Genomic DNA, 7,000 nt, shown 5'->3' on the forward strand with positions numbered 1-7,000 from the left:
GGACACCACGAGCGGCAAGCAAACGGAACTGAATCAGTGGAACAAGAGTAATGGTCAAATTACACTGGCCGAGCGTTTCGATGCGGCGAGCGGACGTTTGCTGTCGTTGCTGACCTGGGATGGTGCGACGGCGGGGTTGACGTCGAGCAGCAGCTGGGATGCGGTGACGGGTCATCAAACTGAGTTGCAGCAATGGGATGCTGTCACTGGCAATAAGACCTTGTACCAGAGTTTCGATGCAGCGACGGGGGTGGCCAGTCAGTTGTTCACCTGGGATGTGAATGGTGTTGCCACTGATGCACCAGCGGGTTGGCGTGCCGGCGTCAACAATGCCGTGCGTGTGCTGGACATGCAGTATGACGAGCGTGGCAATCAGATTCTGCAGCGCGATGGCGCCGGTAACACAATTACCCGGACGTACAATGCGGCCAATCAGGTCGTGACAGAAACGCATTATGCGCAGGCTGACGACGGTGCCGGCGCTACGCAGCCGGCGACGACGCGCTACGTGTACGACAACGGCAATTTATTGCGCTTCGTGGTCAGTGCCGAAGGTCGCGTCACAGAATATCGCTACAACAGCTATGGCGAGCGGGTCGCGCAAATTGACTATGCGCAGGCGAGTCTGGATGTGAGCGGCCTGGGGCTGACGACGGTACCGACCGAGGCGGCCTTGGTGAGCTGGGTGGCGGGTCGTGATCTGCGTCAGACGAATCGTACTGACCTCAGCTACGACGCGCGAGGTCAATTACAAAAGATGACGGCCTGGGGTAAGGTCGATGCGGCAGGCAACGGCGTTTCCGATGGCCAGCAATCGGAAACGCAGTTTGTGTATGACCAGTCGGGGCAGTTGCTCAAGACGGTGAGTGCCACGGGAGGCGTGACGCAATACACCTACGATGGTCTGGGGCGTGTGATTGCCGTGCGTGATGGTCTCAATCAATTGACCACCACCAGTTACGACGATGCCGGCAACCGGGTGACGGTGACGGCGGCCAATGGGCTGTCGAGTACCAGTGTGTATGACCGTGCCGGCCGTCTGGTGAGCGTGACACAAAACGATGCCGCGGCTGTGGCGTTGGGGAGTACGCAATACTTCTATGATGCGGCGGGTCGCCTGGGGATGACGCAGGATCCGACGGGCGTGCGGGCCTGGCGCTTGTATGACGCGGCCGGGCGCAAGCTGGCTGATGTTGACGGCGACGGTACCCTGACCGAATATGTATATGACAGCAAGGGTCGGGTAGTACATACGGTGAAGTATGCCACGGCGGTCAGTTTGGGCGCCTTGGTGGATGCATCCGGCCAGCCCTTGTATCCGACGCTGGCGAGTCTGCGTCCGGCAGGCAATGGGCAGGATCTGCGCTCGTGGCGTTTCTATGATCAGGCCGACCGTTTGGTGCGCACGATCGAAGGCGGGCAGCAGGCGGTGGTGAGCGACTATCACTACGATGGCGCGTCCCGTTTGCTGGATACGGTACGCTACGCTACCACAGTCGATGCCAGCGGTCTGGGCAACATCGTCGCCATGGCGGACATCACGCCGACGGCGTCGGCAGACGACCGCGTGGCGCGTAACTTCTATGACCGGGATGGCTTGTTGCTGGCCAGCCTGGATGGCGAAGGTTACCTGACCGAACTGCACTACGATGCAGCCGGTCATCTGAGCAGCCGGGTACGGTATGCGAGCGTGACCGATGTGGCCCTGCGTGGCAGCGGCACCTTGGCACAATTGCGTCCGGCGGCGGCCGTGGGCGACATCATCAATACCGTATTGCTCAATAACAAGGGGCAGGTTGCCGGTGAAGTTGATGGTGAAGGTTATTTGACAGAAAAAGTCTACGACGGCAACGGCAATGTAACGGGCACGATCCGTTACGCGACCAAGGTCAGTGTGCCATTGGCAGCGGGGGCGACGCTGGCGACAGTGCGGCCGTCCTCCACGGCAATGGATCGCAGCACCAGTGCGACATATGATGCCAACAACCGGCTCATCGCAGAAACCAATGCCGAAGGGACGGTAACAACTTACCGTTACGATCAGGTTGGTCAGTTGATCCAGACTACGCGCGGCGTTGGCAGCGGTGAAGTGCGTACTGGCAATGCCCGCTATGACGTGCAGGGGCGATTGATTGGCGAGTTGACGGCACAAGGCAGTGCCTTGCTGGACGGCAGCCAGAGCCAGGCGCAGATCGAGGCGATCTGGGCGCAGTATGGCGTGCGTCACAGTTACGATGCGGCGGGACGGCGTCTGTCGACGATTGACCAGAACGGCAACAAGAGCGTGTTCTTCTACGACGTGGATGGGCATCAGACGCATAGCATCAATGCGCTGGGCGAAGTCTCAGAAAACCGTTACAACGTGCTGGGTCAGTTGACGGCGTCGGTACGTCTGGGCAGCCGTATCAATGCAGGTGGCTTGCAAGGTGGACTGGTCACGAGTTCCTTGTTGGATTTGCTGGCGCTGGGCCGCAATGCGGCGCTCGACAGTGAAGAACACTTTGCGTATAACGCGCAAGGTTTGCTGGTCAGTCGCACCGATGCACTGGGCCATGTAACGCGCCTGACGTACGACGCCTTTGGTGCGGTGATCGGCACCACTGCCACCTTGGATGATGGTCGGGGTGTAACCCAAACCGTGCGCTACGATCATAACGGCCGGCAGATTGGCAGCGAGATCATTGCTGCGGGTGTGCCGGTGACGACAGCGACACAATATGACGCCTTTGGTCGGGTGATTGCGACCACGGATGCCAATGGACAGGTTCGACGTCAAGAGTTTGATCGCCTGGGCCGGGTGGTGCAAACGATGGATGCACTCAATGCAGCACGCAGCAGTACCTATGACGCCTTTGACCGGGTCCTGACGAGCACCGACAGCCTGGGCCATGTGACACGCTACGGCTACGACGATGTGGCGCGCAGCATCACCCTGACGACGCCGGAAGGCATCACGGTGACGACGGTACATGATCGTTTCGGCCAGACCAGCAGTGTCACCGACGGTGTGGGTAACGTTACCCATTACAGCTACGATCTCAATGGCCGTCTGACGCAGACACAGACGGCATTGAATCAGAGCAGCAACCGCTACGATGCGGCCGGTCGATTGATGGAAACCACCGACGCCAATGGTACGGTGGTGCGCTACAGCTACGATGCGGCGAATCGCTTGTTGCAACGACAGGTTGACCCGAGTGGCTTGAATCTGCGCAGTCGTTACCAGTACGACGCCAAGGGCCAGCAAATCGAAGCCACGGACGCCAATGGCGTGATCACGCAGACGGTGTTTGACCTCAATGGTCAAACGATTCGCCAGACGCTGGATCCGGCCGGCCTGAACCTCACCACACAATACAGCTACGATGCCCAAGGCCATGTCCTGAGCGTGACGAGTGCGGGTGGTCAGGTCACGCAGTACGTCTACGACGATCTGGGGCGGCGTATTGCACAGCGGGTGGACCCGAATGGCTTGAATCTGGTGACACGCACCAGCTATGACGCCAACGGCAATGCGGTGGTGGTGACGGACGCCAATGGTAATTTGCAGCGCTACGTGTATGACGCACAAGGACGTCTGGTGTATAGCGTCGATGCGCTGGGCAATGTGCAACACAAGATCTATGACAGCGAAGGTCGGGTAATTCGCAGCGAAGCATATGCTGTGGCAATCGACATGACGGACTTGCCGACGCAACCAACACCGGCCGAAGTGCAGGCGCGGGTGCTGTTGAGTGCTGCGCGCGACGTCACCAGCCGCAATTACTATGATGCCGATGGCCGTCTGAGCTGGACCGTCAATGGCGTTGGTGCAGTAGTGCAGTATCGCTACGACGCCAATGGTCGTCTGGTACAAAACACGGCCTATGCGACACCGCTGACCACAAGCGCCTTGGCAGGTTTGCAGTCTGGTATCGTGCCGACGCCGGTCAGTGACAGTGCGCGCGACATCGTGACGCGTACGGCTTACGATGCATTGGGACGGGCAACGTTCCAGCTGGATGGTGCTGGCGGCGTGGTCGCGCTGCGCTATGACGGCAATGGCAATGTCATTGAACGCATTGCTTACACCCAGCGTCTGGCAGCGGGAGCCGCCTTCCCGGCGGATGTGGCAGCACTGGCCGATGGTGCGCGCGATGCGCATGTGATCTATCGTTACGATGCCGCCAATCGCCTGATCTATGTGGTTGACGGCGTCGGCGCCGTGACCCGCAATGACTATGACAACAATGGCAATCTGATCCGGCAGACGGCGTATGCGACAACGCTGCCGACGCCGATTGGTGCTGGGACACATCCGGAAACCGTGAACAGTACGGCGCAGGATCGGATCACGACCTATATACGCGATACGGCTAATCGGTTGAACTACGAAGTCGATGCGAATGGAGTGGTGACGCAACAGCGTTACGATGCCAATGGCAATGTAGTGCTGCGCACGACCTATGCCAAGGCGCTGACGGGACCGGTGCCGGTCACGGCGGCGGCAATCGAGGCAGGACTGCAGCCGGATGCAACGCATGACCGTACGCTGCGCTTTAGCTACGACGGTGCCAATCGGCAACGCTACAGCATCGATGCCCTGGGCTATGTTACGAACAATGCCTACGACAGCAATGGCAACCTGCTGCATACCGTGCGCTATGCGAATGCCGTCAACGCCCCTGCGGGTGCGTTGAGCGTGACGCAATTGCAGGCGCTGGTGACCGTCGATGTCGCGCGTGATGTGGTGGAAGACCGTGTGTACGACGAGAGCAACCGTCTGCTGTTCGTGATTGACGGACTCGGAGTGGTCAAGGGGCATCAGTACGATGCACTGGGCAATATCGTGACGATCACCAATTACGGGCAGAGCCTGGATGCTGCCGGTCGGGCAGAATTCCTTGCGCGTGATGCTTATTACATGCAGAGCTCGCCGGCGGACCGGGTTACGGCCTTCGTCTACGATAGCATTGGCAAGTTGGTGCTGGGGCGTGATGCCTTGGGCAATACCGAAAGCTATGCCTATGATGCCTTTGGTCGACGCACGTTATATGTGAACAAACTGGGCGCGCACACCAGCTACGATTACGATGCTGCGGGCCGCCTGATCACGACGACGGATGCGTTGGGCAATACCGAGCGCAGTGTGTTCGATGGTGCGGGTAACGTGATTGGCAGCACCAACAAGCTCGGTGGGGTATTTAGCTATACCTACGATGCGCGCGGACAGCGCCTGAGTGAAACCTTGCCGGTGACGTCGGCCAATGCTGCCGGGGTGCAAATCGCGGTGGTCAACCGGGTGCAATATGACGCCTTTGGCAATCGTACGCAGACTATCGAGGCTGCAGGTTTGCCGGAGCAACGCACGACCACGCTGACTTATGATCGTCTGGGCCGCCAGATCAGCAAGAGCGGTGATGCGGTACAGGTCTATGTCGCCGGCAGCGGCTGGACCAGTTTGGTGACACCGGTAGAAACCTTGCGCTACGACGCCTTCGGCAATGTACTGGAAAAGACCGACGCCAACGGCAAGGTTACGCGCGCGTATTACGATGCCAACAACCATGCGATTGCCGAGATCAATGCCACCGGTACGCTGACTACACGCCAGTTTGATGCCGCAGGCAATGCAGTGGTGGTACGTGTTTATGGTGATGCGGTGACGGTACCGGTGGGTGATGCACTGCCGGCCGGCAATGTCCTGAACATGCTGGAAATGCGTCAGGTCTACGATGCCGGGAATCATCTGGTACAGACCATTCAGGCCAATGTGAACTTCGCGGAACAAAATCCGACGACGAATAGCTTCAGTTACGCCACTGCCGATATCACACAACGTACCACCTACAACGCTGCCGGTCAGGTGGTGATGCAGCAGGACGGGATTGGCAACCGCAGTTATACCTACTACAACCGTCTTGGCCAGAAGGTGTTGACCATTGATGCGGCCGGCTATGCGGTGCAATGGATCACGGATGCTGAAGGTCATGTCTTGAAGGAAGTGGCTTACGCCAACAAGTACCCGGCCAGTGCGGATCCGTTTACGGAGACCAGCGACCCGGATACCTTGATTCAAAAGATCACGGCAGATGCCAAGGATCGCACCGTGGATTACACCTACGACAGTGTCGGGCGCAAACTCAGCGAGACACGTCATGGCGTGGACAATGCGGTGGTCAATGGCAGTACTGGCCAACTGACGCAACAAACCGGTGATGCGACGGTGCGTTACGTGTATAACGCCGCTGGCGATGTGTTAGCGCAAACCGATGCCACCGGCAAGGTCAGCAACTGGCAATACGATGTCCTGTCGCGCAAGACAGCGGTGTTGCTGCCCACGATAGTGGACTATGCCGGCAACACTGTGCGCCAGACCACGACCTATGCCTTTAATGGCTTGAATCTGGTGACGCGGCAAACGCAGGTGGGTGTGGGTGGCGCAGCGGACCACGTGTTGGAGAGCCTGTATGGAGTGGGCGGACGTCGTCTGAGCCTGAGTACGGCGCAGGGCGAAGTGATTCGGTTTGGCTACGATGCGGTGGGCAATACGACGGCGCAGATCAGTGATCGCTTGCAAGCCGATGGCAGCAGCGTGCACGAGATGCTGAGCATTGCCTATGACGGTTTGAATCACGAAGTGAAACGCTTTACGGGTCTGGCCGATGCGGCCGATCAACCGGTATGGAATGTGGGAGGTGAGACCTCGGTACGTTACGACGGCTACGGCAATATCGTGGCCAAGACGACGGGCAATGGTGGCGTGAATGGACGGCCGCAGGAATTCTATGATTACGACAGTGCTGGCAGAATCTGGCGCAGCAATACGGGCGGCGGCATTACCAAGGTGTATTTATACGACCGCAATGGCCGTCCGACGATGACGCTGGAGTCGCAGACGCTGGATTTAAGTAGCATGCGACTGGATCAGATTCTGAGTGAGATGGGCAAGACCAACAGCCCGATTGCCCAAACCATTACGGTGTATGACGCACGAGGTCAGGTGGTGAGCGTGATTCAG

The 7,000-nt window shown here is 58.8% G+C and carries 1 protein-coding gene; it reads left to right on the forward strand.

Translation table 11 applies throughout. The features are described from left to right. Nucleotides 1-7,000, forward strand: a 7,000-nt coding sequence (locus AKL27_RS26685; RefSeq protein WP_198156104.1) for a hypothetical protein, incomplete at both ends; no start/stop codon positions are given.

Origin of the sequence: Herbaspirillum autotrophicum, assembly GCF_001189915.1 — a bacterium.
Taxonomy (GTDB): domain Bacteria; phylum Pseudomonadota; class Gammaproteobacteria; order Burkholderiales; family Burkholderiaceae_D; genus Herbaspirillum; species Herbaspirillum autotrophicum.